We start from the raw sequence: 25,017 nt of genomic DNA, 5'->3' as shown, positions 1-25,017 counted from the left end.
ACTCATTGAAACCTTCAGTTATGGTCTTTAAACAAGAATTTTTTAATTCATCGCAAATACTATTATTCTTTCAGTTTATTTAATCGTTAATCTACACCATTCTATCTTTAGACTGATTCAGATCATTATCATAAAATTGATGGATCAAATAGGTAAGATAAGAGTTTAGTTCAAATCGATCTTTATTAACAAAATCAGATAACGTTAATTTGCTTTCCCTTAACACTATTTTACCCCCTTTATTTAACTTCTTTATCTTTATGATTCCCAAGCTATTATTCTTTTATACATATAAATTAAAAAAATATTTATTTTTGAGTATAAATTTTTCTCACATATATTAAAAAGTTATAGACCTTTTCTGGAGTAATAAATGTTTAAATTCGCCAATCGTGTTCCATTAAAGGGCCATTTAATGGAATAAGACTTGGATATTATTTTATTAAATAATTGTGAAGTAATGTACTTAAAATCACGGGAGGTTAATTATAGAAGGATTTATTTTAGGGTTTATAAAAAGTCATATTAGGGGGGAGTTGTTTGTGTCAAACCTTGAAAACGAAGAAATGCTAACAGGAGGGAATGTCACTAACGTTTATCGTTCGGGAGATACTGTGCGACGAGAATTAAAGCCAGACAGTACCAAAATTCATAAGATATTAAAGCATTGGGAGAACAAATATTTCAGTTATGCACCAAAGTTATTGATGAAAAAGGAACATTTATTGAGGGAGAAGCTGGTAATGATCCTTTAAAAGGGGTCCCGCCAACCAAATGACATAAAACCCACGCTAAGACATTTTTCGGAAGATAAAAAGCCGATTTTCCCACGTTAAGGGATTTCGGCTTTTATGTTTTACTTTCGGAGTGGTCTAACGATTATATAGTAGTTGATTGCTTAATGGCGGAGAACACTAAGTATTTAAGGTCAATTCCTCATATGCCATTTTACAGTGATATATTGGAACAGATTGATCCAGAATCTATGGAATACATACACTCGAGACTACAGCATTCCAATATTAAAGATGGTGAGGGAGAAGAATTAAAAGTGGTACGCCCATTTTTACAAGATACTGCTTTCAAAATTAATATATATGTTTTTTAGATACCCAACCTTTTGTTACCATAATGGTTTAACTTTGCTGTATTGGATAATAATTTTACTTACCATGGTAATGGCAGCTTGCAAAGCCTTTTGTTTAGATGAAAATGTTCCTGCAAACTCTTGGAAATCAACACCTATTTTTTCACAAAGATCTCGATTATTATTAGCGCTAAAACGAAATTCTTCAGGAATTAGATTGTCATTGATATTAAATTGAAATGCATAAGCTTCATCATCCAAGAAATACATTAATTCTATGTTAGCTTTTTCCACTCCTTGATAACGAAATTTATAGTTTTCCACTTGATATAAAATATCTCCTTGGTGTTCGTAAGCAAACTTCATAAAAACCCCCCTTTTTAAAATCGCACACTTCACAACTAATTCTAGCACTTATTCAGAAATTCCCCATTTACAAATGCTTTATTTGTAGTTTACCAGTAATAAAAATGGCCGCCTAGGCACCCTGTACAATAAAGCCACCTTCTCCTTGAAATATGAAGGAATTACAAACTTAGAAACTTAACTGGATTATTTAAGGCATGTATTTTACAGCATGCTCCTAATTTTCGGATTTACTCAAACCATTCAAACTGCTGTTTTCTATTGAAGTGGAAAAGACGGTTAATAGGCATTTATGTAAACGCCATAATAATCCTCTTTTATTTCCCGCCCGTTAATTGCCCGATAAATTCAACATCATCAACTTTCCAGCCTTGCTCCTTCACATAAATAAGCGACGTTTTGACGATAACCGTGTCGGTAGCAGCCACATTGTTAAATTCAGTAGTGAGTTTAAATTCATTAAAAAATTCAGCTTCCGTTTTAGAGGTCTGATATTCAAATGGCTTCAGGCCCACCATGGACGACTTCACCGATTCTTCCGAATCTGGAAGTTCTGTTCCGGAAGGATGGGTCGCTTTAAATCCTTGATTGGTCATGAATGGTTCAACTTTTTTATACCGTTCGGCAGTGGTTTGATAGGTGAAAAAACTCTCCAGAAACTGGCGGTTCACCTTTAAAGCATCCGTGTTTTGGATAGAGGATAGAGACTGAATCTGCTCTTCATAGTTCCCCTGGTTGGCTCTGACTTCCTGCAGCTGTGAACGCAAACTGAGAACGTACATGATAACCAAAGCAGCAATTATGAATACTATCATTAAAAACAAGAAATTTTTCTTTTGGGTTGGCTCCATGCCCTGCACCTCCATTTCTAGATTCGTCTAAAACCTAGGAAGGGATATAAGTTTTTCCATTCTTCAACGGACGAATAAGAAGTACCACCACTGCTATTGGCATTGATAAATTGACCGTTCCCCACATACATGCCAACGTGCGAAGCCCCTGGCTTATAGGTGGAGAAAAAAACGAAGTCACCTGGCTTTATATGTTCCTCTGAAACCGGCTTTGTTTTGTTGTACTGCGATTGAGCTGTCCCGTACATATCCACGCCGACCTGTGCAAAAGCATATTCCAGCAGCCCACTGCAGTCAAACCCTCCTGCTGCTGGTTTCCTTCCTCCCCATACATAGGGTCGACCGAGGTATTGTTTCATAATGTTGTGAACTTCCTCTACATCAAAAGATTGCGAACCGTCCCCCATGACAACCACGCTGCCATTTCCACCGTTGTAATATTGCATGACATGGTCCACATAATTCACATCACCATAACGGCTCCACCCTTCCCTAGCAGCCATCCTATGACTAAACTGGGTGGCTACTTCCTTGGAATAGCCTCCACGCTCCAATGCGTATCCGATAAATCCATCTCCAAAGTTGTAGCTTTGCAAAGCTAGGTTTACATCACCTTTGGCTTGCTTCATCACTTCTGCAAAATGTTTCACGCCTACCTGAATGGAATACTCCGGGTCGGTAATGGCACCGGGTGGGAGCCCGATCGATTCGGAAGATTGCATAACATCCAATTCACGTCCACCTGATTCCTGTTGGATCATGGCCAGGATAAGTCCGACATATTCTCCAACCCCATTTTGTTCCGCATATTTCCGGATTAACGGCTCGTATCGCATGACTTCAGAAGACACCTGCGCTGTTCCTACTGTTCCTTCACCGGACATACCTGATTCAAGCTGGTTCTCACCGCCCAAGCTGATTGAAATGAACAAGGCAAATCCGAAGAGCGATGTAAGGATTAGAAGGGTGCCTACAATGATCCAAGAGAAAGGGTTTTTGAGAATGGCAATGGTTCCTGCGGCCTTTGCACCTTTCTTTAAAACCCCTTGCATAGGAACTCCTTTCTAAAAAGAGATTCTGACAAAACAATGAGTGTGTATGTTCACAAACATACCTGTCATGATAACTACTTACTTCTCTCGAATTATCATTTTCGATCCTTTTCAGTCTCCTTGGCTTTGGGTTTCCTGCCCTCCGAACGTTTGACGGATACGGAAGGTGATACTTTAGCTTTTCTAGCATCAATCTTCTTTTGGACTTGTTTGACTGGTTCTCTTGAAGCTGCTGCTTCTTGTTTGCTTTCCATTTTTGTGGCTGGATTACGATGCGGGGAAGTTTGCTTTTCAGGCTCATGTAATCCCTCTGTCCGTTGCCTGGAAGGCTTAGGTTGTTCTGCCTTTCTATTCTCTTTTCTAGTTGAATTCGGCGGGTTCACACCCGGCTTCCGGGCTCCCGAAACTGTACGTTCAGAACTTCGTGAAGGGTGTCCACTAACTGGTCCTTTGCCTGTTGCCCCTTCATCCTTTTCACTTTTATAATCCTTTAAATCCACAATCGCTGCTCCTGCATTTCGTGAAGCTGATCGGTTGGCCATTCCTGTATTCAAACCCGTTGTTGTATGGATTGACCCTTTTCCGATTGCTTGTTGCCCTTGATTTCTCCCTACACCTGGTTTTTGAGGTGTATTCTCACCAACCGCTTTTCGGTGTTCTGACCTTCCACTGTTTGCTATGCGTGGATGGGTAAATGTCTTTCGGCCCGAGCCTTCTTTTCTCGACTGATATTCTTCTTGACGCTTTTTATTTTGATGGCTTCTATAAGCTTTGGCGACCATTCTTTTGGCTCCCTTGAATCCTGATTCACCAGTATCCCCCATCTTATCAAGTGTATGGGTTGTCGCTCTCTCCACAACTTGCTGACCTTGAACCATGCCTGCAGAAGCAACCTCAAAGATTTCGGAACGATACTTGAACAATCCCCAAATGGTCATGCAGATAAGAAAGACTACAAAGACATACCCTTCTACACCATTCGTTACTTTTACGGATTCGTAAAGCAAGGTGACAAGTCCAGTAATGACGGCAATCAACAGGACTAATCCTGCTTTCATAAGTAATACGCCCACAAGCTTCTTCCCGTGATTCAAGGCAGTTTCACTATAAGAAGGGATAACGGAAAGAACTAATGGAATGGCTGTGAAAATGACTAATGCCAGGAACCATACCTGAAGCAAAAACTTAAAGATCCCTAATAACAAGATTGGAATGCTGAGTGCAATGGTCGATAGGATTGTGACAATCAAGTATCCGAACCGTTCACCGCTAAAACTGGCAGACATTTGTTTGTTGTCATAATTGGAAACTTCTTTTTTAACAATCCTTTTTCTTTCCTCTTTGCCTTCTTCAGTATGAGGTTTAATTTTCAAAAGACTATTAACCCGATTAGGATTTTCACTTACAACTTCAGATTCTTTTGTTGATCCATAATTCAAGAGTAAATATGGACGCTTCACCATTAAGTTAAATAGTTGATTTTCCAACACCGCAATTCCTTCTTTGGAATCATAGGCAGCGTTGCTGTCGAACTCATCAGAACTGACCAAAACGTTTGCAGAGCTTGCAATCCCTTCGAGCTCCGCCCCCCGATCATTCAGCCATTTAATGTTTCCGATTGTATCTGCATAAAACCAAAAAGTAATAACCATGATAGACATAGCGCCAAGGATTGATTTCACCGCATGGCCGACTTGTTGATTGACAAGGTAACGCCAGGCAGCTGTTCCCCCAACTAAAATGACAAACAAGGATAAAAACGTTCCAGACATAACCTCATAGATTCGTTCACTCATAATTCCAGCTTCATCCACAATGCTGCCAATTAAATCAAAGGACATCAGCTGATTAACGGAATATAAAGTAAAACTAGCAATCGTTTTATTAAATCCCCACATTCCTTGATTAATGGCATGTAATGCATTATCACCAGCTTCCGTAATACCGTCACCGATATCTGCTTCCATCTGATAATGATAGAGAGGATATTCCTTACTTTCCAAAGTCACACGGCCCACTGTTTCCTCTTTTTTCGGAACAGTAGGGGCCGCATCTTCTGCATTGGACGACGTTGGCAAGAGAAGAACCAACAGCACTAAACAAAAGCCTAGGCCTTGTTTAAGGGTTTGCATCCAATCCCTCCTTATTTGCAGTTAATGCACGCTTCCCGGTCAAGCTTCTCTGATATATCTTCACGGACGATATCCAAACTTTCGCTGGTATCAACTTTCCATTCATCATCTTTTTTACGAAGGACTATATTATCCTCTACTGAATTTTCACCATTCGGATTTTTAAAATCGGTAAAAACATAATATTGTTCTAAATCTTCATCGAAATAGATTTCATAGCGAATATCTTCATACTTTAATCCCGAATTGATCTTTTTATCTCCTTTATAGGCTTCATAGGACCCCTTTTTATAAATATATTTTTGCTGTAAATCATAATCCCGATTGAAATTTGCTTTTTCCCACTCATAAGCTAGTTTCGAAATATCTTCAGAAGTTGATGCGCTTTGATTACAACCGGTTAAAAGTGCCAATATGGCAATAAAAGAGATGAATAATCTTTTCACATGAACGCCTCCTCGGTCTCAGCTCTACCACGATCACTTTCTTTTGTATTGAAGGCGCTGATCCACTCATCAAACAAGACATCCGTCTGAATCTTGGCAGTTCGCCCGTACATATCCTCAATAATGCATTGGCCTTCCGAAAGGTTTTTCAGCATATCCCGGTTGGCCTTGTTATCTTCCATCCCAAGAAATTCAATGATGTTTCCAGCTTCCTCGGTTGTTTTCGCTTTAAAAGCAAACTTCGTGCCTATATTTTCTTTGATTTGCGGCTTATTGTATTCATACGTGGACTGTGTGACGATATAAACGGCAGAACGTAAGGAACGTCCTGTACGAAGCAATTCATTGATTAGGCGATCCCCGGCACCCGTATTCATGAGCATCCATGCTTCCTCAAACACCGTCATCTTGACGACCGAATCATCGCGCGCGAATTTCGTTGCGAACTTGGCCAGTGGCTGCATGAGGGCAACGGCAATGTGTTCATCCCTCGTCGCCGCCCTTTCGCCTTCGTCCGGAAGATTTAAGTTTTGAATCTGCAGGATATTCACTTGTTCATCAAGGCTGATTCCGACAACATCCCCTTCAGAAAACATCAGTTTTGCAACCCCGTTTGTTCCGATCTCATAAAGTAAATCTCCCACATTTTTAATGTCTTGATCCTCAGCTGCCTGCAAATAACGAACGACTTTCAGAAGGCCTGGCTTCTCTTCCTGTTGAAGGACATGACGAACCCCTTTATAAATGGCCGTTTTCACATTCCTTTCATTCGATTGAAGCTCCGATAAGTATTCAAGCACGCTAACGGCTGCATCCTGCGCCTCTTCCCCTTCAAGGAAGGTAAGTGGATCAAGCTTTCCAGCATCCTTCTTCCCGCTTGATAGAGTGATATAGTTGAAACTCTCAATTAATTCTTGAAAGAAGGGGGCGGTACGCTTCATTTCAGGCGTAAGGGCTTGCTTGAATTTCTTTTCCACCTCGTCCTTCGGGTCTGTCATCAGGACTTTCGCTCCGAAAAAGACGGCATTCAACAAAATATCTTTCAGGAGATATGATTTCCCCATCCCTGTCGGTCCCGAGATGGTCACATGCGGGGAGGAATACTTGGATCCCTTTAAGCCCAAGTGGGCTAGGAACGGATGGTAAAAGACGAGAGAAGGAGAGCTTTCCATGCTTTCCCCATCATGCGATAAATTCTTACCCAGATAGAATCCTACGGTATTTCCGGTTTTTCGTGTAAGGGAGAATAGGGATTCGGCAAAGGATTCAGGCGTAAGGATCTGCTCCCAATCCTCTGCTATAACTTTGGCTGCTGGTAACGATTGATGGAATAAAAGGAGTTGGTCAGCAAGTGGCTGCACTAGTTCAATTTGCTGATCTTTAAAATCTGATTTGAGCCTTCTGGCTCGTTTTCTGACTTCTTCTTTGGTTGGACCATATACAACAAAATTGATGTGCGTTCTAAGAAGTGGTTTTCCTTGGTTTTTAATTTCATTTTCTAGTTCATGCAGGAGCTCACGTCCTGTATTGATTAAACTGTCATCATCCTCATTCGCTTCGATCAATTGAGCGTCCTGATCGCGAAATCTCTTTTTTATGGTATTGGTTTGGTTCTCATCCTCTTTTTTCCTTTTGTAAATGGTCCTCATATTGACTTCTACTGGGAAATGATAGGACTGAAAAAAGTAAGCCCACTCCTTATGGCTTAGATCAACAGGAAATTCTGAAACAGGAAGGAAAGCACACCATGATTCATCATCCAGTTGACTGATATGGAGATACCCGGCTTTCCCTGGATCGAGAATGCCTTCTGTAAGGCTGTAGACACTTCCGTCACCGTCAGGCTGTTTCTGGCCCCTTACGAACTGATGACGGATGATATAACGTAATTCCTTCTCTTTCACCCTGAAGGCCCCTAGATAATGATTCAAGGTCCTAAAGGCATCTTCCTCGGATTCCTCAAACATACTGGCTGTAAGGTCGTCCACCTCATGCCCTCCAAAACCGGCAAGCTTTTGCAAATAACGGTTCATGCTCTTAAAGGATGAAGTAAACGTGCGGATGATACTTTCATCCAGCTCCCTTTTCTTTAACTTCACGCCTACAAAAAATTTGTATTCAACGACATTTCTAGCTTCTTCACGCAAGATTTCTTTTGCCCGTTCCGCATAGTATTTTCCTGTTTCTGCATATTTTCCTTCATATTGTTGTTGCAGGCTTTCCATACGCTTATCAATATCCACAGGTATCGGCACGATTTTATAGTCAATTTCCTCAAAGGCAGCCATTTGCCAAGCGAGCCTTTGAAGTCGGTTCACCAGATTATTTTCCGCTTCCTGCTCATTCACGCCTACTGTATTCTCATGTACCCGATAATAAGACCAAGCCTCCATCTCATGCGTATAGATCACATTGTCTTTATAAGAATGAATCGGAAATTGGATCACGGGATCACCCCCTTATTGGAATCGCTCGTATGACTGTGCTTTCTTCATCTGTGGTTGGTAAACGGGTTTATGGCTGCTGTAACTAAATCGTTTAGTATACAAATATCGGAAGTACCCAATAAAGAAACGATCAAGTCGTTTACCATCCAATTTGCTTCGACAGATTGCGCCTGCGATCATCCAAGGCAACACGGCATAAAAAGCCAGCTGCAACGTCGTTGGAAGGACTCGGTTAATGCTCCCTCTGAAAAGAAAGAAGACACTGAAAAGCACGAGGGCAACCATGATTTGCCTAATCTCAATCCCTTTGGAAAAGACGAGGGATTTTTCATTTTTTCCAATTTTCCAAATTTTTAAGGGATATTTAAAGAATTTCCGGTAGCTATAAGCAGCTGACCTCATGAAAGCCCTCCACTTTTCACTTGATTCCAAATGGCATTGGCCATGCTTTCGAATTCACCCGGATTAGAGACAATCACATAGCAAACGACTGCAAAGATAAAACTAGAGAAGAACATGCCCCAACGTTGGGATATGAAAGCTCGAACAATCATGACAACCATAACAATGAACAAGACCGCCGCGACCTGGGACGACACGTAATCTGTAAGACCTGTAATATCTGGCATGAAAATCATCCTCCTTTAGTGTGTTTTAATTCATGAACATAAAATTTATTATTTTGCTTGCTCACAACAAGGGTAAACGGGTGTTTTGATTGTAGCCCCGTATTCGCCTCTTGTAAGAGGACCAGCGTCTTCACGATGTATTGCCCTTTTTTCTTCCCGTCATAGACCACAAAGCCTTCCAGGCCCTTATACTCGTATAGCTCTCTAAGAGATTCAGGGGTTTCCATGAGATACGACATTTCATCAGTAGAATTCGTCGTATAAGAAGTGAAAAATTGTGTCGCGAACTGCTGAAGTTCACTCTCTATCTCAGTATTCTTGTCTGCCTGTTCGGTTTTATCGGCAATGGCCGTCAATCGAGTATCATTCGGAAGAGCTTGATAGTATGGTTGTTCCATTACGTTAAAGGAATTCCCGTCTGTCCCAAGCCGAACGACAATCATTTGCTGTTTCTTTCCTAGCGATTCATCTTTCCTAGTGGTCTTTTCTTCTTTCACGACCTCTACTTTGCCGTTTTTATTTTTCTTCTTCACTTCCACCTGTTCTTTTTTCTCGACGATCTTGAAAAGTTCATATTCTATACGATACACATAACTGGCCGCTGCTTCCGAAACATCTTTCACATCATATAAACTAGCACTCTTCAAAACTCGTTTCCCTTTAAACTCTGAAAGGTTTTCCAACTGTCCAACTTCTAACCCTTCTGCAAGAAAGCTTTGGAGTGCCTTGAATCGTTCTTCTCGCTGCTTTTCGTCATCGGGTACGTTGATATAAGTATCAATAAACTGTCTGGAATAATCTTCACCAGCTGGTGAATTGGCGAAACCCACTTCATTCAAGTTCGCGATCTGCGCCGCAGCCTTATCTTGGTATCCATTCACCTTCTCGTTCAGGAAACCTGTTCGAGACCATGATAGGAAGGTCAAAAGGATCACCCCTAAAAGTACAACCCAAAATAAAAAGCTAAAGGCCATTCGTCCATTAAATCGCGACGACTTGAGTCGTCTTTCATCTTTCATCACTTTCTTGCGCCCTCGGTCTGCATTGTTCTTCACCCCATGCTTGAGCGTGTCAAGAAACTTCATTTGGTGGAATCCCCCCTAATTCTAGTGCGTTTCGAACATAGACTCGTCGGAAATAGGTATCACCCATATCTTCTTCCACCATTTTACGATTGATGAAAATTTCACCGATTTGCAAATTCTTGATTTCGCTCGGATTCGCCTTAAACCGTTCTACATCCCGAACAGTCCCCATGGTTGCTTCATAACGGATCCGGGGATATTTTTTTTCAATCTGCTGCGTGATTTCCTGGTCGGAATACGTACCAAAAACTTGGGCGATCCGTTCGGCGTCTTTGGAAGAATTGACACGGCCTGTTGCGATAATATTGCAGTTAGAAATGATTTGCTCCGTCATGATCGGGTCAATGGCGTCAATATCAGACAACGTTTGGGTGGAGATAATGCATTCAAAGCCAGCAGAACGTGATTTATTGACGATATCAACGATCCTCCGATCACCATAGGCAGAAAACTCATCATACACACCAAAAATCGATTTACGCCCTTGGGCTTGTCTATAAGCTACCAAACTATTTACATCCAAAATGATCATTTTTCCAATCTTTTTAATGTATTCGGCATATCGGCTTCCGGAAATGCTGAAAATGACGACGTCGTTATGATCCGTAATTTTTTGAAGATCAATGCCGTTCTCCCTTTCCACAAATAAATGACCAAGATCGGATTCAAGGAGCTCACCCAACTGCATTTTCAATCGTATCAGGCACTCCTCCACAATTTCTTCCGGAAATTCATTATCTAACACCTTTTTTATACGCTGCATGCCCTCTTCAAGCTTTGTGACATATCGCTTCCGTTTCTCTACCACCATTTTTTTGACCGTTTCCTTCTTTGGTTCCGCATTGGCTATAAAACCGCTTAAATCGTCATCCATTGTAGGTGGCGCCTGTCCTTCGACGATGACTTCTTCCTCTACTTCCACCTCGAACTCTTCCTCGATTTCTACTTGGCTGCTATGTTCCCTGAAAAATTCGCTCATGTATTTATAATTGGTTAATTTCTCAATCGTCTTGATGTCTCTTGGAACCCCTGCCTCATCAATCAACTTGACCACCAATTGCAAATAACGGGAAGCAATATCGGTATAGTAAGCCCCATCCCCTTCATTCGAAAAGCTAAAAAGCGACATGAGCTTATCCCGTGTTTCAGTTGGGGTACCATTCTTGATTGGATTGTACGAGAAATTGTCCATTTCGGAAAATAGATACACCTTCCTGCCATAGGCTTCGCACAAGGCCTTAAATTCCAGCATCGACTTCCTTTCGCCCTTCCCATCCATGAAAATTACCGGTTTTTCCTGTTGCAAAGCTGCTTCCATTAGGGAGGCAATCAACGTAGTCTTTCCAGTACCGGTTCCTCCTGTTGCTAGCATGTGATAATTGAGCTCTTTTGACTGAAGCGTTACACGCTCTTTAAAATCGGAGTACCCGACAAACACTTCTTTGGACGGTTTATGTCGATACTGTTTCTGCTTCCTATTCAAAAACTTCACTCGTTTTTTGCGGAAATCCTTATATTTCTGCTCTTCTTTTTGCTTCTTCACCTCATCAGATTTGGTGGTCACTCGCTTTTTCCAAAAGTATTTGGCGAAGATAAAAAATCCAAATGAGAATAGAAAGGCTAAACCGAGTAAAACAAGATAGGAAGTACTGGTCACGGCAATGGTATCCCCCTGATTGAGGAATCTTTCCAAAGCATCTGACATATAAGGAATGTTCATGTCTGAAATCAATCCAAAATAACTGAGGAGTAGCCCTGTTTGAAATTGCCAAAACAAAAGGATGACCCCGGCTGCAAGGATAACGTAGGATATCCAATCCCGCTTAAATAGGGTAAGAATCGCAAAGATCAGCATTCCAAGAATGGCCGGAAGAAAAAACAAGACTCCAATTATGCCGATTAATCCATAAATCACTAGATCTCCAACGATCTGATCGGTTTCAGTCTGCTTCGGCTCTCCCTGGCTTTCCATCGGTTCCAACCGGCAACACCTCTTCCCAACGTTCTTCCAAAATGATAGAAGGTACATTACGCACAGTAATCTTGCTGGCATTAATTAACCGCTGTTTGGCCTGATTGATCACATTATGAATTTTTACGTCATTCGCAAAATAGATCACCTGATCGTAGGAGTAAAGCTGATGGTCCTGTCGTCCACCGGAAAGCATGTCATCAAACATCTTAAACTTGTAATCATAACGCTTACGATCTTTCTTGTTCAATTCCAGCTCAACCCAAGTGGTAGTCACATTCCCATCAGTTCCTTTAAAAAAGAAAACGGCATCTGGTATGCGGTCTCGATTATCATTGTATGCCTTTAATTTACTTCGATTATCTCCTTCTCCTATCATAGAAAAACGAATTTCTCTCTCTGTCCGATATTTAAAGTCAACGACCTGCTTTTCCGATTGTAGTTCGTAAAAAAGGATCAAGTCGGTAATAAGAAGATCATGCTGCATGGTGTAGATCGTTGCCTTATTTGGAACGGTTACATTGACATTCGTTAATTTCCTGGCCTCAATCGTTCCGAGATAAACCCCTACTTTATGTGCAATGCGTTCATGCTTGACAAACTTTTGGCCTTCTAATTTTCGTAGCCTGCGATAAACACGGTGAATGTTCGGCTCCCTGAATTTCAACATGATTTGTTTGGCCGTCACCATACCATTCCTCAAAATAAACGATAAATACTCCAAATCTTTCTCTTTCAACGAAGTGTACTTTAGCATTACCAAAAATATCATCCTCTTCTAGAAAATATAGGAACCACTCTCCCTCTTAAAGTTTACCAAAATAGTTATTATTTTCATAAATAAAACCGCAAGTAAAACCACAACTAATAAAATAAATGATTGAAGTATTTTCAGGCCCAGCCAAAACAATACATCTAAGAAAAATCCATAACACAGTTAAGCTCTTATTTAGTCAACAACCACAATAAGAATGGATTAAAAATGTATGTTTATACAATCCTGTAAAATAATATTACCCTTGTTAAACCCTCTACATTAATCTCCCATACCTACCATTTCTCCACTTTCTTATTCCCTTGACCTTGAACTAGATCCTGAACTTTTTTATTTTTGAACTTGATATTTGACCTTGAACTAAATCACTTGAACTTAATTCTTATCTCTTTAACTACCTAACTATCACTCCTCCCCATTATCTAAAATCTAACCTGACCACCCCAATCACACTTTGAATACCCCCGCCTTTATTTGAGTAGCAGAAGACCTCGGCTATGTTTACGTAGTATAGGCGAGGTCTTCTGCAAGAACCGAGAATAAACAAAGGGTATTCAGCCCTTGTGTGATTGGGGTGGTCGTCAATTTAAGACCGCAAATAATAAAGACATTCATTACCCTTCCATTTACGTATATGAATCTATAGCATTTGCTATTTTTTTACTTATTTTTAGTCTACTAGACGTACATTTGTTTGGCAATGATTGTAAAGAGAATTGATTAAAAATTACCATATTTTTGGATGGTAACTTGTGTATTATCACCTACACAGACTTAAAATCTAATACTAAAATCACCTACTCATAAAATACAATAAGGACTAAAGATACCGAGTTTAAGTTTCATAATGAAAGCAATTAAAAATTACTGAAGATCTAAGATCACCTTTTGAAATCCAAAAAACCCACAAACTAAAATTCCCTATATGTATTAAACAATGAATAAAAATAAATAACTAACAGTTAACCTGACGTCTACTACTATCCCCACAAAATTCACTTTTAACCATGCAAACACCATGACATTCCCTGAATAAAATTAAGTAAACAAGAGTGATCATCAGCTTAAACACCCAAGCCCCCGTAAAAACACTAAGTATAAGGAGCAGCAGTAATTCTTAAAGACCCCACAGGAAGGATACTATAGATATGTATTGGCAGACTGGCTTATTATTTTCAAGAAGTCATCTTATCCGGCGGAGAAGCTCCGGAACTATATATTATGTCCACTTCATGAGTCAACAATTCGGCTTCCAATGTGGGTAATGGAAGGGCAGCAGTAAATTGTTTCGGAACGGGCAGCAATTCGGCAAACGTCAACTGGGCTTGGCGAATGTGATTCCTACGCAATAGCAACAAGCTTTGGAATAGCATGGAACGGCTGGCCAGTTTGGTGACTGCCCCGCGTCCGCGGCCTATCGTAAACTTTTTGAGTTTACTAGATTGCTTGCAGACCTCTTTAAGCGTGGATAGGGACATCCCAAAGGTTTCAGCAAGGCTTTTCAAAGAAGCCTCCAAAAACGGGGTTTCAGGGCTTGTATGGGAATCCAGATAGGCAATGATATCCTCTTCCCACTCATTATAATGGGAACGCACTCGTTCTTCCCGAGGCTTTTTGAATTTATACCACCCTTCCCTTCCCTTGAATTTAGCTTGTCCATCTGTCCAAAGCTCGAGTAAGTCTTCCACATATGAACGCTTTACGCCCTTATATTTTCCTGAATAAGCACTCTTCAGGATTCGTTCAAATTCTCTTTTCTTAAGGGGTTGTTCCAGGTTGCTGTTGAATTGATCAAGTTCATCATAAGCTTCCTCGATTGGCCGTTCACTCGCATAATTGGCAAGTGCAAGTGTCATGAGCGCATTATTGCGGCTGGAGCCGTAATGCCCCTTCTCGATGTGTGTAGCCCTAATAAGCGTACGATACCAGTCCGAGGACGTTTGATCGATTGCTGGTGCATTCTTGTTGTAGACCACACGCAGGAAGTTCCTATTCTCCTGCTCTTCATACTGTTTGGACCAGGTAAGCAATAGACTTGTATTGGCAGGCTGGTCATTGAAATCCAGTACATTGTCTTCTCTTGGGATGCGGTAGAAGCCGAAAGGGATACACCCGGTATCGACCGGTACATATTTCTTAAGCGCTTTTCGAATATTTTCCGACAGGCGTTCGGCCACTCTTAAAGCCTTGTAATCTTGTTTTCTGTTTATATGAAAGGGAGTTTCCAGGACAAAGAAGACCTGGAATCCCCTTGGTGTTTCCAGCAGGAGATTTGGCCTTGGCAATCCCAATTCTTCACATCCAAGATAAAGGGCGTACAGATCCACTTCCTTCGAATCTATATCAAGCCCTATGACATGGATTTGTTTTAGGTTTTCACGCTGATGCCCCTTGATGATGCGGTTTTTGAAATCATAGTATGTACCACCTCGGTAGGTATTGGGTGTCCAGTGTGACAGGTTTTGATACTTTTCCTGAAGCGTTTCGTAAGAGGTCACGACGTAGCCTTTTCCCTCCACAAGTTCGGCCTTGGATGGCGATACAAAGACCACGCCTTTATGATTCTTGGATTCGCTCATAGCTTTCTCGTATGCAACCACCCTGCTTATAGGTTGGCGGGTACCCTTTTTTTTGTATAGAAGCAAGCCATCATGGGTCATAAATTGCATGATTTCAACGATTGAATGAAGGCCTCTTTTACGATTTTCTGCCAATGGAGTTCCCATGATTTGCACCTTCCTCAAATAAATTGGACCGATTTCCACTTCTTGCATGGAACTTTTTGTTGAATAAAGTATATCGAACTCGACTTTTGAAAAAGGGTGCTCTCTAAGAGAAATGCACCAAAAATAAAAAGGCCCCTGAAGCTTACAGCCCCAAGGGATAGAAAAAAACATTAAATTTTTTTATTATGCAGGTTCCGCTCGCTTTTTGCACCAAAAAGGCCAATAATGAACTAATTGTGCACATATATCAAATTGAATGGGTTACTGAAAAAACCTGTCATATTAAGCATAGTGAACTTAAAACCAAAAATTTTGCCAAACAGGTTCCGCTCAACTTTATGGTCATGTGGTGCACTTTTGGTATACAGGTTACGCTCAACCTCTAAATATTCCTTCAAAAGTTGAATACAATTTTAAGGTAAAGAAAAGTAAATCGCTGCTGAATGGTTGTTTCACCAACGTTTACCCCTCCTACACAGGTTACGCTCACTTCGTCTTCGAAAATATAAGTTTGGTGCATTTCTTTCATAGGATAACACACAGGTTCCGCTCGAATTCAGTGTATTGGTGCATATTATACTCAATATCACCAAAAGGATTTCAAAGTGGCATTTTCTAAGAATCCATGATCACTAAAAAATGTGCCACATATAGTGTATATGTGGTGCATTTCATCTATGAATTGGTACACAGGTTCCGCTCACAACTAGAATGATGGTGCATTTTGAAAGCTCGATTCCAAAGAAATAGTGCTAATAGTGAAGTGACTGACTATTCCTCCTTGTTTTTAAGCGTTTAGCTAGTGCAGGATTCCTTATTATTAGAGGTATGGTAGGAATTAGACTGTAACTGGTGCATTTGCACCATTATTTCGAAACCTGTGTGGTAAATGGTGCATTTACTCTTCGAAATGTGGTCCACTCTTGTTATAATGATAAAAAAGTGGTGCATTTTAGATGAAAAGGTTCTAATCTTTCCACCCAAGGATTCCCTGCAATAGAGAGGATGGGGTTGTTGTTGAGGTATCAGGATATACATGATCGTATGATTTTGAACTATGAGTTTCTGAAAATTTCTATTTTCGAAGAAACGAAGATTTTGTTTGAAGATCGTCCTTATATTTTGGATAAATGGAAACAGGAAGCCTATCGTATGACGGAGGAAGAGGTAAAAAATCAGGTTCCGGGCTTTACAATGGGACCAAGCTTTCGGGCCTTATTTTCCTTATTCACTCAAACGTTATACTTTGAAAAACTTATAACAAAAGAAATGATAAAAAAGGCCGTGGACAGTTATCAGGATACAATCAAGGTCATATTGGCCGGACATTTCATACACGAATTCCCGATGGATGAGATAAAACGCAGTGCGAACGAAGAGAAAATAAGTGAGGCCTTGAGCCGCAACTATATCTATTCAAGCATGGATATTGACTATCATTTAATGAGAGACATCGTAACAAAGAAAAAGGACTTTAAAAAAGGAGAGGCTGGTCTCTTGGCAACCGAGATTATAGACAACCGTGGACACGTTAGAGGCTTAGCTGAAATACGGCCCCCAGAATCACAGAAAGCGGAACTAGCCTCCGATCAACATGAAATGTGGCTTGAACTAATAGAATCTACTATAAATTCATTGGATGAAATGACCGCCGACCTCTTTGACTTAATTACATATTTATGGATGGTCTCGCCCAAGTCCATTGATGGTTATATTGAGTTTCATAGCAATGATGCCTTACAGCTTAGGAACTTGAAGAAACGGACAGCACAAGGACGGGAACTGGACTTCCGTGAGGAAGATCGCTTCAATATCATGAAAAGGGTTGCTGCACTATCAAGCATTTGGATCTCTCTGGGCAATCAACAGGTAAAAGTGATCAACACCCAGGATATCCAGGACAATGAACTTTATGAATTCAAGGATTTCCAGAGAATGTTCGAAATCGGAAAAATCCGTGTTGCTTATGATAAAAAGACCGGGGAAGCGAAAGGGATATATGCCGTACAGGTAAAGCCGTCCCCTGTTCTTACCCCTTACTTAGATGGACCAAATCGCACACTGGGCTTGTTGGATTTAAAAGTGTTTCAGTATAGCCACTACACACAGCGTGAACACAAGCGATTGACCCGCTACCTGAATCTACAGTGGAAAATCAGGACCATTAGAAGGTCCTTGCATCAACCGTTTAAGGTCTCTACCTTGTTGAAAACAATGGACATATCCAGTCGATATAACGGGGTGCAAAAAAGGGATAAGTTTGAAAACGTTTTGGATGAATTGCAAAAGGACAGCGTGATCAGCAGCTGGAGCTACACCGAGGAGATCGATGAGGAACAAGTTGGGAAAAAAGGATGGTTCCAAGGCTATTGGACCAAGTTGAATGTGCTTATTCTACCAACAGACATTGTCGTTAAAGAGAACCAGAAAAAAATGATGATAGATTCAAACCGCTTGGTGAATGAGGAAATTATTGAACGGATGAATCAGATAAGTCACGAAAATTCGATTTCAGAAGACCTTTTTTTCTCCCAGGACTTTTCACTAAATGAGTTGGCTCCTACACTTGAAATAGAAGACTCCATTGAGATTCCATCCAAAGTGACATCCGAGATCACCAGTAGTCTTCCGAAAACAGAGCAGCAGGCATTTCATTTTGGACCGGAAAAGGAATTGGCGCTTTCTCCTGAGACGATGAGAGAGATGATGGACTCCCAAAATATGAGTATCCGACAGACGGCAGAGGAAATCGGCATTTCCCACTCTACCCTTTCGCGATACCTAAGAAAGGAAAATAAGCGTCAAAACAACAAGAACGATGAAAAAATGCTCAATTGGATAAAAGAAAAATCCAAAAGACAAAACTCTAACTCTAATTGATTATCGTTAGAGTTTTGTCTTTTTGTTTACTCCCTACATTCGGACAGGGGAATTCTCAATTGCATGCAATTTGCATTCAAGTTTGACAGTTGCATACAAAAAGCATACAATTAGATTATATTTCAATGAAAAATAAATGAAACCAAGGAGGAATCTATTAAAAATGGCTAGATTTGTATCAGTTGATGTTGGTAATGATGCGGTGAAAGGATTCTTGGGAAGTATTGAAAATCGTGTATACATACCGAACGTTATAGCAGAAGTGCAAGATCGGGAAATTGTGGAGATGGAAAAAAACATATTGAATGGATTACATGTGGAGATTACTTCATCCGCCTTAAAAAATAAAAACGGAAGTTTTGCAGTCGGAAAGTTAGCATCCAAGTATCCAAATAATGACGAATTAACACCTGACCAGGATAAATCCGAGAGTGACCAACCTGTCATCATGCTATTGACAACCCTTGCTTATGATGCAGTGGAACAATTTCCTGAAGAAGATGGTGTGATTGAAGCCACATATTACTTATCAACAGGATTGCCCCTGGATGAAACTAAACAAGGAAAAGCTAAAGACTTCCGAAAAAAGTTGAAAAACTCCCAACATGAAGTAAAATTCTTAAAAACACCTTCCCTAGAAGGTAAAATAGTTCGGATTAAATTCGAGCAAATCCTTGTGAATACGGAAGGATTTGCAGCATTTGTGGATTTAACAACAAATAATGACGGTTCTACCAAAAACGAAGAACTCATGGGAAAAACAATCCTTATCAACGATATTGGTGGCTTATCCACGGACTCAGCGATCATAACCGATGAAGCTGAAGTGGATAATGAATACAGCAATGGAATAAAAAGAGGTGTTTCCACCTATTTGGATAATATTATCAAGAAAGTGTATTCCAAATACAAATACACCATTAAAAGTAGACGCACACTCGTAGAAATCATCACAAATGAACAGCCTGATGAACAATATCATATCTGGGTTAATGGGAATAGAGTGTCCATAAAGGATATCATTGATGAAGAATTATCCGTTTTGGCCAAAGAAGAATATAAATTAATTAAAGATATGTGGCGGAATGTTCCTGACATTAGACTGGCATATCAAATTGGTGGCGGATCCTTGGTGTTAAAACCTTACTTGAATGCACTGAATCAAGCCGACAAAAACTACCCTCTCCGTTTCGTTTCGGAAGATGATAGCGTATGGATGATTACACGAGCCTATTTTAAAATTTTGCTTATGTATTTACAAAGTAAAGGGATATCTACACAAAACGTGGCAGCTACAAAAGAGTGATATAAATCCATGGAACAATTTGAACCTGGAAAAACCATCTCTTTTCGCTTACCCTCTGACACCCCTTTACATGTCAGTGAGTATTTAATAAGCAGGAAAAAGGAATTAGGCAGGAAATTCAGTAGTGAAATAGCTCCGATCTTTGTTAAGGCGGTTTCGCAAAAAGCCTTGGGGAATACAGATAGTGATCAAATCACCATTAGTCTGCCCGAAGGTTTGACAGCTGAACAAAAAGAATGGATGAACCACCCTAATACCAGGGCATTGATAGGTCAACTACTATATCAGGTAGTGACCAAGCCTACTAAAGCTTTTGAATTTAATCAGACTCTTGAAAATAAGCAAGAAGAAAAATCCGCATTTAAAGCAAATGCAGCCATTCAAAAATTTGCGCAAAAAACATTCTTAGATTTTGACGACGACGACTAACCCTATCCTTTGATGGGGTTTTTCCTGTTATAGACAAAATCAGTCAAAATCAGAGAAAGGACATTGCTTATAAAAAGTCAAATACATATAGAAAGCTTTATAGAGCACAAACAACCTGTATTCTACATTTGATTCATAAATTTTTTACTCAATCGGTTAAAATGTTTCCCCTCCTCCAAGGTTGCACCAAACGAATCACTTTATATAGACCACTTGTGTTCTGTAAACTATATATATGCTATAAATTTAACTGGAAATTAAGCTACAGATGGTCGATTTAAAGGAACTATCTACCCTCTGCTCCCTAACTGGCTATGACTTTCTCCTTAAATAAGATCAAATGAAAAATAATAATTCAAAGTTGGCCATCTTATAATTCATTTTTATTTTGTTATTCGTTACTAGTCTTGTATAATATTATTATTCATGTGGTCCATTTGTATTTTGTGTTCCACATATAGGCTATAATTTAGAGGCTCCATCTACTCCATATATTTACTAAATCTAGATAGGTAGTTTTCAAGTTTCAAAACAATGTATCTTATCTAACTTAAGAAAAGGAATTTATAGAGCACATATACTCTATAATCTATAAATGGTCTATAAACTATTACTATATATAGCCTACATAAATCCGGATCCATAACTAGACCGTTTTTTTAAATCATATTCTTTTTACCATTTAACTGTTACTGCAAATATAACAGTTACTGATGTAGACCATTTGTATTTTGTATTCTACATATAGACCATAATATAGAGGCAATATCTACACCATATATTCCTTGTTGCTAACTTAAGAAAAGAAACTTAGCGGGCACATATACTCTATAATCCATAAATGGTCTATAAACTATTACTATATATAGCCTACATAAACCTGGAACTATAGCTAGACAATTATATTAACCTTTTTCTTTCTACTATTTAACTGTTACTAATGTAGACCATTTATGTTTTGTATTCTACATATAGACTATAATACAGAGGCTACATTTCAATACTGAAAACCCATTTCTAGGTAAGAGTTTTCAAGTCTACGATCAACGATCATTTTCTTACTTAATTAGAAAAAGGGTATAGAGCACATATACTCTATAATCCATAAATAGTCTACATAAACTGAGTCTATAACTAGAGCATCTTATTATTCTTTCTGTTATTTTATCTGTTACTGCTGGTAAAACCGTTATACATGTAGACCATTTGTGTTTTGTGTGCTACATATAGTTTATTATTTAGAGACTTTTAATAGCAAAGTAAGACAAAAAAACAATTTAGGGGGTTCAAAAATGTCTGAAGAAACCTTTTGGAAAATTAGCGATTTTGTAGAAACGTTAAAAACTCATCTGAACAATCAAAATATACATATTAATACAGTGGACGGTTGGTTTAAACGGTTAGAGAAAGAACGCCTTCATTATATTAATCGTACTCTAGAAACCAATGAAAAGGTGTACGATGAATTAGATTTAAAAATTGCAATGTTTATAAAGAAGAGAAGGGAAGACAAGTGGGCCCTATCAGCAATTTCAAATGATCTCTCAAACTTTTTTGAGTTAAGACCATTCCCTGTAAAAAAAGAGAAACCTGCTCCATATGTAGACAATATGGAGACTTTGAAAAAACAGATAACAGAAGAAGTAAAGAAAACTTTTGAAGAAATGGCTACCGCAAAAGTCGAAGAGCTGAAAAGCCAATATGAACAGTTACTAAATGGCTTACCCAAACCACCATCTATAGAAGAAAGAAAGAACCAAAGCTTTCAAGCCATGGTGATCCAGAGAAAGATTGAAAGTTCACTGGAAGAGGAGGCTAACCAGGCATGGTCCAACTTGCCTGAGGATCAACGCCTTAAGAGGGTGGGGTTTTTTAGAAAAGACATCGATTTGGAGAAAAAGGATAAATTTGTCCGGGATTATATCAATGAGAATTTTGTGGATCGGTTGAAAAAAGAGATGGAACTTGATAAGTAAGTTAGGAATCTCAATAAAGAGGAAATATTATAGTCCTAAAAGTAACCTTGAATTTGACCAATTTCGGTCGAATTCAGGGAGCCACGTTGGCTAAAAAGGATCGACCATGCAAATCCTAATCATTTGCCGTTGAAAAAGAAGAAGCAATAACAGCAGCATTCATCCATCAAATTCTCCTATTAGTTAAGAGGAAATCAAATAAAGACAGAAAAAATCCACATGAATTTGGATATACACGAATAGCCTCCAAGTCTAGTACACCGGGATTATGTCCTAGACTTGGAGGCTATTTTTTAAAAAAATCATATATTCATAAAGTTATTTGATAGTACCTTTTACACTCTTATAAAATGAAATAGCTCATTGATAATGAGATCGCTATCTGAATTTCCCAGTGATTCTGACCTCTATAGATTACAGAACGGCTTGAAGTTCTAATAACTCAATTTCAGTATTTAAGAACGTTTGGAAAGCTTTCAAGGATCTTTCAATGGACTGAGGATCGATAGAACGTAGTATGAATACAAGATGTGAATTCTTCTCATCTAAGGGCCATTCCTCTAAATGTTGCGGTGGGTGGATAATGTGTTGTACGCCATTTAATACAATGGGTCCTTTTTCACCAACATCAAGTAATCCTTTAACCCTCAAAACATCTTCACCTTTAGCATGAAGAAGCATGCTCAACCAAAGCCCGAAGGCAGTCCAATCAAGGGGTTTTTTTATTGTGAAAGAAATGGAGCGAATATCGGATGAGTAATGATTGTCACGAGAAATATTACTTTGTTTAAGTGGTGAAGGATAAGATGCTTTATTTCCTATAATGATGGATTTTTCTACTTGCCCATGAATGGCTCTGTGTAATTCACAAGAAGGAGAGATATCAGTTATAAGTTTTAATAGTTCTCCGATTTCTTCTTCAGGTGTAATATCCGTTTTTGTAATAACGATTTTATCAGCAACTGTTATTTGTTTAATTAGTTCAGGATTATTTTCAAATTGTAACAAGCCATTTTTTGCGTCTACAGTAGCAATAACGCAATCAATGACGTAACGGTGTTGCAAGAGTGGATTGGTTAGTACTGTGAATAAAATAGGGGAGGGGTCTGCCATTCCCGTTGTTTCAATGATGACTCGATCGAAAGTAGATACGCCCATTTCATCCATGTTTAATAATGATTTTAGTTCTTCCGCTAAATCTTCTCTGGAATTGCAACAAATACATCCGTTGTTTAATAGGATGGTTCTTTCAACTGATTTTCTTAACAAATGGTGGTCCAGTCCCACTTTACCGAATTCATTGACAATAACTGCCGTATTTTTTTTGATTTCGTCATCTTTTAATATTTCTTGAAGTATGGTTGTCTTACCACTTCCTAAACAACCAGTTACAATCGTAATTGGTTTTTTACCTTTATATTTATCCATAATAATCACCCTTCACTTATTTTCTTGATGTACAAGTCTCTCTAAAAGATCATCATTTAATGGATCTATCGGATATCTCAACATGCGTTCCACATTACTCCATATTGCCGCTAAATCATCCACGACAACTGTATTCCCTTTTGCGTCACGCAAGACAAATTTACTTCCTTGCCAATCATCTAATTTCAACTTGAAATGCTGTAGGATTTTGTTACATAATTCCGCTCGATGTATGCGCGATCTTTTTCGGAGCCTTTGATTATCACCAACTGTTATTTCCTCCTGTTCTTTTGAAGTGTGGTCCGTCCAATGAACTTGATGAACAAATTCTCCACAAAGTACACACATCCTGTTTCCCTCCTTAATAAATGGATCAATCCGCCCTGAAATAGGGCGGATTTACAATAATCGAGATTAAGAATTCAATTGATATTTTTCCCTTGGTTGACGTTTAGCAAAATCATCCGCGATTTCATCGAATGTAACCCAACGTATATTATCGTGTGAATTAATATGTTGAATGATGCGTTCATGCATTTTTAACACTTGTGGTCTTCCACTTACATCAGGATGGATGGTCATGGTGAATACTGCATAATCCATATTTTCATAAACCCAATCAAATTGATCAAGCCACATTTGTTCTATATCTCGTGGGTTGACGAAACCATGACTATTAGGTGATTTTTTGATAAACATCATAGGGGGAAGGTCATCTAAATACCAGTTTGCAGGAATTTCAATTAGATCTGTTTCTTTACCACGCTTTAGGGGTTGCATCCATTCTTTTGCTGTTTTTGCATAATCGATTTTTGTCCAGCTATCGCCGATTCTTACGTAATAAGGAGAAAAATCATTGTGCATCAAACTATGATCATACTTAATTCCATGATTATGTAAAAGTTCGTTAGTAACGTTAGAAAATTCCCACCAAGGGGCCACATAACCAGTAGGTTTTTTACCTGATAATTCTTCAATTAGATCAATTGATTTTAATAAGACTTCTTCTTCTTGTTGAGGAGTCATGGCGATTGGATTCTCATGTGAATATCCGTGAGCCCCCACTTCATGCCCTCTTTTAACAACTTCTTTCATTTGTTCAGGGAAAGTTTCGATGGAATGCCCAGGTATAAACCAAGTCGTCTTCAGATTGTACTTATCAAACAAATCAAGTAACCTAATAGAGCCAATTTCTCCTGCAAAAAGTCCTCTTGAAATATCATCTGGTGAATCTTCTCCGCCGTATGAACCTAACCAACCAGCAACAGCATCAACATCTACTCCATAAGCTACTAAAATTTCTTTCTTCTTCATTTTCATCCACTCCTCTTAATAGATTATTAGATTACCTCTACACCTTAAATACAAAGCAAGAATCATGCCGAAATTCACAAAACGAAATAATTGCAAAAGAATGCTACAATAAGCGT

Annotated in this window: 19 protein-coding genes and 1 pseudogene; 5 read left to right on the top strand and 15 right to left on the bottom strand. The window is 39.2% G+C overall.

The features are described 5' to 3' along the window. Window positions 1–542: 542 nt before the first annotated feature. Window positions 543–757, top strand: a pseudogene (locus MHB45_RS26900) (aminoglycoside phosphotransferase); the annotation flags it as partial. A 366-nt stretch (window positions 758–1,123) separates the two neighbouring features. On the opposite strand, the gene MHB45_RS26895 reads toward MHB45_RS26900, so the two are convergent. The 12 genes from MHB45_RS26895 to MHB45_RS26840 all read right to left on the bottom strand — a co-directional run bounded on the left by MHB45_RS26895 (window position 1,124) and on the right by MHB45_RS26840 (window position 15,568). Further along, window positions 1,124–1,453, bottom strand: coding sequence for a hypothetical protein (locus MHB45_RS26895; protein WP_048883478.1), 330 nt, complete (start codon window positions 1,451–1,453; stop codon window positions 1,124–1,126). A gap of 317 nt (window positions 1,454–1,770) precedes the next feature. Then, on the bottom strand, window positions 1,771–2,304 hold the full coding sequence (locus MHB45_RS26890; RefSeq protein WP_048883479.1) for a hypothetical protein: 534 nt from the start codon (window positions 2,302–2,304) through the stop codon (window positions 1,771–1,773). Window positions 2,305–2,321: 17 nt separating this feature from the next. Beyond that, window positions 2,322–3,356, bottom strand: coding sequence for a bifunctional lytic transglycosylase/C40 family peptidase (locus MHB45_RS26885; RefSeq protein WP_340908175.1), 1,035 nt, complete (start codon window positions 3,354–3,356; stop codon window positions 2,322–2,324). 95 nt (window positions 3,357–3,451) lie between these two features. Further along, on the bottom strand, window positions 3,452–5,488 hold the full coding sequence (locus tag MHB45_RS26880; protein WP_048883081.1) for a CD3337/EF1877 family mobilome membrane protein: 2,037 nt from the start codon (window positions 5,486–5,488) through the stop codon (window positions 3,452–3,454). An 11-nt stretch (window positions 5,489–5,499) separates the two neighbouring features. After that, a complete protein-coding gene (locus tag MHB45_RS26875) occupies window positions 5,500–5,934 on the bottom strand; it encodes a hypothetical protein (RefSeq protein WP_048883079.1) in 435 nt (144 codons plus the stop codon). Continuing rightward, complete coding sequence (locus MHB45_RS26870; protein WP_048883075.1) at window positions 5,931–8,381, bottom strand: ATP-binding protein; 2,451 nt, start codon at window positions 8,379–8,381, stop codon at window positions 5,931–5,933. The genes MHB45_RS26875 and MHB45_RS26870 overlap by 4 nt, the downstream gene beginning before the upstream one ends. Before the next feature lie 12 nt (window positions 8,382–8,393). Next, window positions 8,394–8,783 (bottom strand): TcpE family conjugal transfer membrane protein, encoded by a 390-nt coding sequence (locus tag MHB45_RS28405; RefSeq protein ID WP_048883074.1) that lies wholly within the window; start codon window positions 8,781–8,783, stop codon window positions 8,394–8,396. Beyond that, on the bottom strand, window positions 8,780–9,010 hold the full coding sequence (locus MHB45_RS26860; RefSeq protein ID WP_016236199.1) for a TcpD family membrane protein: 231 nt from the start codon (window positions 9,008–9,010) through the stop codon (window positions 8,780–8,782). Before MHB45_RS26860 ends, MHB45_RS28405 begins: the two co-directional genes overlap by 4 nt. A gap of 5 nt (window positions 9,011–9,015) precedes the next feature. Beyond that, window positions 9,016–10,095: a conjugal transfer protein gene (locus MHB45_RS26855; protein WP_072274001.1), complete on the bottom strand. Its 1,080-nt coding sequence runs from the start codon at window positions 10,093–10,095 to the stop codon at window positions 9,016–9,018. Continuing rightward, window positions 10,082–12,067, bottom strand: a complete 1,986-nt coding sequence (locus MHB45_RS26850) for a type IV secretion system DNA-binding domain-containing protein (RefSeq protein WP_239687153.1) — start codon at window positions 12,065–12,067, stop codon at window positions 10,082–10,084. Before MHB45_RS26850 ends, MHB45_RS26855 begins: the two co-directional genes overlap by 14 nt. Then, on the bottom strand, window positions 12,036–12,824 hold the full coding sequence (locus MHB45_RS26845; protein ID WP_152908342.1) for a hypothetical protein: 789 nt from the start codon (window positions 12,822–12,824) through the stop codon (window positions 12,036–12,038). Before MHB45_RS26845 ends, MHB45_RS26850 begins: the two co-directional genes overlap by 32 nt. 1,193 nt (window positions 12,825–14,017) lie before the next feature. Further along, window positions 14,018–15,568 carry a primase C-terminal domain-containing protein gene (locus MHB45_RS26840; RefSeq protein ID WP_048883066.1) on the bottom strand — a complete coding sequence of 517 codons (1,551 nt, stop codon included), beginning with the start codon at window positions 15,566–15,568 and terminating at the stop codon, window positions 14,018–14,020. Window positions 15,569–16,582: 1,014 nt separating this feature from the next. On the opposite strand from MHB45_RS26840, the gene MHB45_RS26835 reads away from it, so the two are divergent. The 4 genes from MHB45_RS26835 to MHB45_RS26820 all read left to right on the top strand — a co-directional run bounded on the left by MHB45_RS26835 (window position 16,583) and on the right by MHB45_RS26820 (window position 22,159). Continuing rightward, window positions 16,583–18,448 carry a helix-turn-helix domain-containing protein gene (locus MHB45_RS26835; protein ID WP_239687151.1) on the top strand — a complete coding sequence of 622 codons (1,866 nt, stop codon included), beginning with the start codon at window positions 16,583–16,585 and terminating at the stop codon, window positions 18,446–18,448. Window positions 18,449–18,611: 163 nt separating this feature from the next. Further along, the gene (locus MHB45_RS26830) at window positions 18,612–19,754 is read left to right on the top strand and encodes a ParM/StbA family protein (protein WP_048883064.1); all 1,143 of its coding nucleotides are present in this window, start codon (window positions 18,612–18,614) and stop codon (window positions 19,752–19,754) included. A 9-nt stretch (window positions 19,755–19,763) separates the two neighbouring features. After that, the gene (locus tag MHB45_RS26825) at window positions 19,764–20,183 is read left to right on the top strand and encodes a hypothetical protein (RefSeq protein WP_048883063.1); all 420 of its coding nucleotides are present in this window, start codon (window positions 19,764–19,766) and stop codon (window positions 20,181–20,183) included. A gap of 1,292 nt (window positions 20,184–21,475) precedes the next feature. Continuing rightward, window positions 21,476–22,159, top strand: a complete 684-nt coding sequence (locus tag MHB45_RS26820) for a hypothetical protein (protein WP_048883061.1) — start codon at window positions 21,476–21,478, stop codon at window positions 22,157–22,159. Between the two features lie 414 nt (window positions 22,160–22,573). Here MHB45_RS26820 and MHB45_RS26815 read toward each other — a convergent pair whose 3' ends face one another. The 3 genes from MHB45_RS26815 to MHB45_RS26805 all read right to left on the bottom strand — a co-directional run bounded on the left by MHB45_RS26815 (window position 22,574) and on the right by MHB45_RS26805 (window position 24,901). Next, the gene (locus MHB45_RS26815) at window positions 22,574–23,587 is read right to left on the bottom strand and encodes a CobW family GTP-binding protein (protein ID WP_048883059.1); all 1,014 of its coding nucleotides are present in this window, start codon (window positions 23,585–23,587) and stop codon (window positions 22,574–22,576) included. Window positions 23,588–23,599: 12 nt separating this feature from the next. After that, window positions 23,600–23,935 carry a hypothetical protein gene (locus MHB45_RS26810; RefSeq protein WP_048883058.1) on the bottom strand — a complete coding sequence of 112 codons (336 nt, stop codon included), beginning with the start codon at window positions 23,933–23,935 and terminating at the stop codon, window positions 23,600–23,602. Between the two features lie 66 nt (window positions 23,936–24,001). Next, on the bottom strand, window positions 24,002–24,901 hold the full coding sequence (locus MHB45_RS26805; protein WP_048883057.1) for a polysaccharide deacetylase family protein: 900 nt from the start codon (window positions 24,899–24,901) through the stop codon (window positions 24,002–24,004). Between the last annotated feature and the right edge of the window lie 116 nt (window positions 24,902–25,017).

The organism is Peribacillus sp. FSL K6-5616 (genome assembly GCF_038008245.1).
GTDB lineage: Bacteria > Bacillota > Bacilli > Bacillales > DSM-1321 > Peribacillus > Peribacillus frigoritolerans.
The sequence above is the reverse complement of the archived record's forward strand: the minus strand, read 5'-3'. Positions and strand labels throughout refer to the sequence as shown.